Origin of the sequence: Brevibacillus brevis, from assembly GCF_022026395.1 — a bacterium.
Taxonomy (GTDB): domain Bacteria; phylum Bacillota; class Bacilli; order Brevibacillales; family Brevibacillaceae; genus Brevibacillus.
The window spans coordinates 15,001-20,000 of record NZ_CP041767.1; the positions used below are offsets into that span (position 1 = coordinate 15,001).

4 protein-coding genes (2 of these 4 only partly in view) are annotated in these 5,000 nt (G+C 44.9%); 2 read left to right on the forward strand and 2 right to left on the reverse strand.

The features are described from left to right. On the forward strand, window positions 1-241 hold the final stretch of the coding sequence (locus tag FO446_RS00165) for an MFS transporter (protein ID WP_237899741.1). The gene continues 1,034 nt to the left of window position 1, outside the view; only the last 241 of its 1,275 coding nucleotides appear in the window; the start codon falls outside the window, past its left edge; it ends in the stop codon at window positions 239-241. 61 nt (window positions 242-302) lie between these two features. Here FO446_RS00165 and FO446_RS00170 read toward each other — a convergent pair whose 3' ends face one another. Together FO446_RS00170 and FO446_RS00175 are read right to left on the reverse strand one after the other, a co-directional pair. Then, complete coding sequence (locus FO446_RS00170; protein WP_237899742.1) at window positions 303-1,667, reverse strand: sensor histidine kinase; 1,365 nt, start codon at window positions 1,665-1,667, stop codon at window positions 303-305. Beyond that, the gene (locus FO446_RS00175; protein ID WP_173612570.1) at window positions 1,664-2,353 is read right to left on the reverse strand and encodes a response regulator transcription factor; all 690 of its coding nucleotides are present in this window, start codon (window positions 2,351-2,353) and stop codon (window positions 1,664-1,666) included. Before FO446_RS00175 ends, FO446_RS00170 begins: the two co-directional genes overlap by 4 nt. A gap of 555 nt (window positions 2,354-2,908) precedes the next feature. On the opposite strand from FO446_RS00175, the gene gyrA reads away from it, so the two are divergent. Further along, on the forward strand, window positions 2,909-5,000 hold the 5' portion of the coding sequence (gene gyrA, locus FO446_RS00180) for a DNA gyrase subunit A (RefSeq protein ID WP_173612569.1). It continues 452 nt past the right edge of the window; only the first 2,092 of its 2,544 coding nucleotides appear in the window; the start codon lies at window positions 2,909-2,911; the stop codon falls past the right edge of the window.

The window sequence follows — 5,000 nt, forward strand, 5'->3', positions numbered from 1 at the left end:
ACTTAAGTTGACAACCGATATTTTTGGAAAACAACAATCAGGAATTTTGTTTGGGTGGATATTGGCCGCTCATCAATTAGGTGCTGCTGTGGCTGCCTACGGTGGAGGAGTCATTTATTCCATGTTGAATAGTTACTTCATCATGTTTATCATTGCTGGAATATTTTGCTTGATAGCTTCTGTCATGGTTATGCGGATTGGAAGGAACGCGCTCGCGGCGAAAATTTCCGGGAACATGTAGCGGTAAAAATATAGATGGAAAGAAAAACACCCGAGTAGACACTAGATCACTCGGGTGTTCGTTAGTTTTCAGGCTGCGGATACAAGGGGAGGATGATACGGAAAACGGCGCCGTGGAGTGGACCATTTTCTGCTTGGAGACAGCCGTGCGAACGTTCGATAATTGCTCGAGAAATAGCTAGCCCCAGTCCGACATCACCGTTTTTTCCTTTCACAAAACGATGAAATAAATGAGGGAGAAGTTCTTCCGCGATGCCCTCTCCATCATCTTGTACTTCTATTTGGAGTTGACGTTTGCCTGATTTGATTTCAATCGTGATCTGATTCTTGGCATGGCGTAAAGCATTTCCAATGATATTCAACAAGGCTTGAAGAAACTTTCCTTCATCGACGTACACGACGTCATTGGTTTTAGTCGGAAGTACTGAAATCGTTACATTGTGCTGGAGCTGCAAAGGGTGTAAGCGCTCAATGGCCCGAGTCACCAGGTCAGTAGCGGAATGCCATGAGGGATCGAACAAATTCTCTTCGCCCTCAAGTTTGGCCAACAATATAATTTCAGTCACAATATGCTTTAATCGATTGGTTTCCTCTACGATGACATCAAAACCTTTTTCAGCAGCAGCATCAACAAAAACACCATCGCGAATTCCCTCAGCATATCCTTGAATAGACATGAGAGGGGTTTTTAGCTCGTGGGAAGCATTCTGTAAAAATTGCCGCTGGATTTCATGAAAACGATCGAGTTCCTGTGCCATGGAGTAAACACTATTCGAGACCTCAGCAATTTCACCGCGTGCAGGAATGAGTTGGACCTCGGAAAAACGTCGTGCTTGAACCTTCTTTATTTCTCTCGTCAATTTATGGAGTGGCTTCACCATACTACGTGTAATAAAAAAGCTTAGCAAAATGGTAGATACAGCTCCAATCAAGACGATCAGTAATATGTTATTCGTCATCTCCATACGAATGTCTTTTAGTCCACGTACAGGAGAGGCTAGAATCAGTCTTTGCTTTTCGTCGTTTTTAAAAGGCAAGTTAACGACCACGTAATCATCGCTTCCGACCATCCATATGTTTCGATTTTGCCTTTTCTCCGCTTTACGCTCAAGAGCATCCATCCACTCATTCAAATTGGAAGAAGGCAGGGATGTGTAGAGCACTTTTTTCTTTTTGCCCAAGACTAAAACTTCTACCTTGCGATTGGAGACGAGAAGCTTTTCGAGTTCTGCGACTCCCTCTGTTTCAATCTTTACATTCGATTCGTTCATTTTTTCAATCCAGAATCGACCTTTTAGGTTTAATTCATTCTTTTGCTGCTCAATTAAATTATCCAGTAAAAACGAATTAATCAGAACAGCGGATACCCCCATGACAAGACAGAGAAGAAGGGCGAACATCAACGTAATGCGAAATTGGATACTCATTCATCCTTCGTTCCTTCCGAAGTTCGCAGGCGATACCCAAAGCCCCAAACCGTTTCGAGAGGGAGCTTGTCCAGCTTTTTTCGGATACGACGAATGAGATCATCAACCACTCGATCACTTCCAAAATAATCATAACCCCATATAAGAGAGAGCAGTTCATCACGGGAAAAAGCCCGATTCGGATGCTCCGATAAAAGGCTGAGCACCTGAAACTCTTTCGAGGTCACCTCAACTTCCTCCCCAAAAGAATATACGAGACGTTTTTCCTTATCTAATACCAGAGTGCTGTTAGCGGTTTCTTCCGTATGGGATTTCATCTGTTTCCAACGCTGGAGTGCCCGATTCACACGTGCCACTAATTCACGAGGGCTAAAAGGTTTGGTGAGATAATCGTCGCTTCCTAGCTCTAGTCCAAGAATTTTGTCTACTTCTTCGTCGCGAGCAGAAACCATGATAATAGGCGTTTCTGAGCCAGCTCGAATACGTCGGCAAAACTCATAGCCATTCATACCTGGCAACATAATGTCCAATACCCATAGATCGGGGGGATTCTCTTGCTCTAATGTAATAGCCTCTTCGGCTGATTCAACGGCAGTTGTAACATAGCCTTCCTTTTGCAGATAGGCTGCGATGATCTGACGAATATTGAGGTCATCGTCTACGATAGCAATGTGAAAGGTCTTCATAGGTTTCCTCCGCGAACTTCTCACTATATTGTACATCTTCAAACGGACTTAAGTAGTTGTTGTAGGCATTTCCCATACTTTTCCCATACTTGCCTACGATCCTTACAATAGTGTAAGGAAGTTGAAACCCAAATCGATAGGACTACATGTCTATTCCCTGTAAAATCAAAGTACATTCAATAAACGGAGGGATACACCATGAGAAAACTAGTACAGATGATCGCGATTACGTTCGGGTTGTTAATCGATACAAAGACAATGATTCGCTCCTCTGAATTGGAAATGGTCGTGAAGCTGTAAAGATGATGATAAATACATGTAAAAAAACATGAACTTCTAGGCGCCAGAATAAAGGGGCCTTTTTTTGTTTTGTGTAATGACCCAGCGTGAAACAAAGCTGGAATATTTAGGGGTAATATGAAATGCGTGAGTGTACGACCAAATTCCGAGGGAAATATTGGGGAAATAGATTGATTCAACTGGTTTTTTTGGACGTCTCCTCTCTCTGTATGGTATAATGAAGTATTGTGATAACCAGTTGGAGGTTTACCCTTTATGGCAGAAGAAACTGCTCGGTTTCCAAAAGTCGATATTAGCCACGAAATGAGAGAATCGTTCATTAGCTATGCGATGAGCGTTATCGTCAGTCGGGCTTTGCCTGACGTTCGCGATGGTTTGAAGCCTGTACACAGGCGTATTTTGTATGCCATGCACGATATGGGCCTTACTCCTGACAAGCCGTTCCGTAAATCGGCAAACGTTGTCGGGGAAGTAATGGCGAACTACCATCCGCATGGTGACTCTTCCATCTATGAAGCGATGGTACGTATGGCCCAAGATTTTAACATGCGCTACATGCTGGTTGAAGGGCAAGGGAACTTCGGTTCTGTAGACGGCGACCCGGCAGCGGCGATGCGTTATACGGAGTCGCGTTTTTCCAAGCTCGCGCTGGAGCTCTTGCGCGATATTGATAAAGAAACGGTCGATTTCATTCCTAACTACGACGGACGCAAAGAAGAGCCGGTTGTATTGCCTTCTCGTTTCCCGAACCTGCTTTTAAATGGTGCATCAGGGATTGCTGTAGGTATGGCTACCAATATTCCGCCGCATAACTTGACGGAAGTTATTGATGGTGTCATTGCCATGATCGACAATCCGGATATTACGATTCAAGATTTGATGAAGATTATCAAGGGACCTGACTTCCCTACAGCAGGGGAGATTCTCGGTTACAGTGGTATTCGCCGTGCCTATGAAACAGGTCGTGGTTCCATTATTATGCGCGCCAAAACCCAGATTGAAGAGGATGGAAAAGGCAAACCGCGCATCATCGTAACAGAGATCCCTTATCAGGTGAACAAGGCTAGACTCGTGGAAAAAATCGCGGAGCTAGTGCGTGAGAAAAAAATCGAAGGCATTACCGACCTTCGTGACGAGTCTGACCGCAAAGGAATGCGTATCGTCATGGAATTGCGCCGTGACGTCATTCCAAAGGTTGTATTGAACAATCTGTTTAAGCATACCCAAATGCAGTCTACATTTGGTGTGAATATGCTGGCACTCGTTGACAGTCGTCCGCGTGTATTGAATCTGCGTGACATGCTCTATTACTATTTGGAGCACCAACGTGTCATTATCCGCAGAAGGACCGAATACGATCTCAAGCAAGCAGAAGCCCGTGCTCATATCTTGGAAGGCTTGCGCATTGCATTGGATCATATTGACGAGATTATCAGCTTGATTCGTTCTTCTCAAACCACGGAAGAAGCTCGCACAGGACTCATGGAAAATTACTCCTTGTCCTACGAGCAGGCACAGGCCATTCTTGATATGCGTCTGCAACGCCTGACTGGTTTGGAACGAGAAAAAATCGAGAACGAATACCAAGAGCTCATGGTAAAAATCGCAGAACTGCGTGCTATTCTTGCGGACGAAGGCAAAATCTACGCGATCATCCGGGAAGAGCTGGGTGAGATCAAAGAGAAGTTTGGCGATGCAAGACGCACGGAAATTACATTCGATGAGAATCATATCGAAGATGCAGATTTGATCCCAGAGGAAGATGTGGTCATCACCCTGACGCATGACGGATATATCAAGCGTCTGCCTGTTTCCACCTATCGTTCGCAAAAACGTGGTGGACGTGGCGTGCAGGGGTTGGGAACCAAGGATGACGATTTTGTCGAGCATCTGTACATTACCAACTCGCATGATTACATCATGTTCTTCACGAGCAAAGGGAAGGTGTATCGCCTAAAAGGATTCGAGATTCCTGACCTGAGCCGGACAGCGAAAGGTACCCCAATCATCAATCTCATTCAGATTGAAAAAGGGGAACGGGTGAGTGCGGTAATCCCTGTGAAGGAGTTTGATCAAGAACATTACCTGTTCTTTGCGACCAAGAAGGGGATTATTAAGAAAACCACGCTTGAGTCCTATGAAAATATTCGCAAAGGCGGACTAATTGCGGTTAACCTGCGCGACGATGATGAGTTGATTGGTGTTCGTCTGACGGATGGCCAACAAGAAATCATTATGGGTACTCACAAAGGCATGTCCGTCCGTTTCAATGAGGGAGACGTACGCACGATGGGACGTAACGCCACCGGTGTGAAGGGGATTACCCTTGACGACGATGATGATGTCA

Bases quoted from the DNA above. Each gene is read 5' to 3' on its own strand.
- FO446_RS00170 (WP_237899742.1), bottom strand. From the start codon at position 1,667: ATGAGTATCCAATTTCGCATTACGTTGATGTTCGCCCTTCTTCTCTGT.
- FO446_RS00175 (WP_173612570.1), bottom strand. From the start codon at position 2,353: ATGAAGACCTTTCACATTGCTATCGTAGACGATGACCTCAATATTCGT.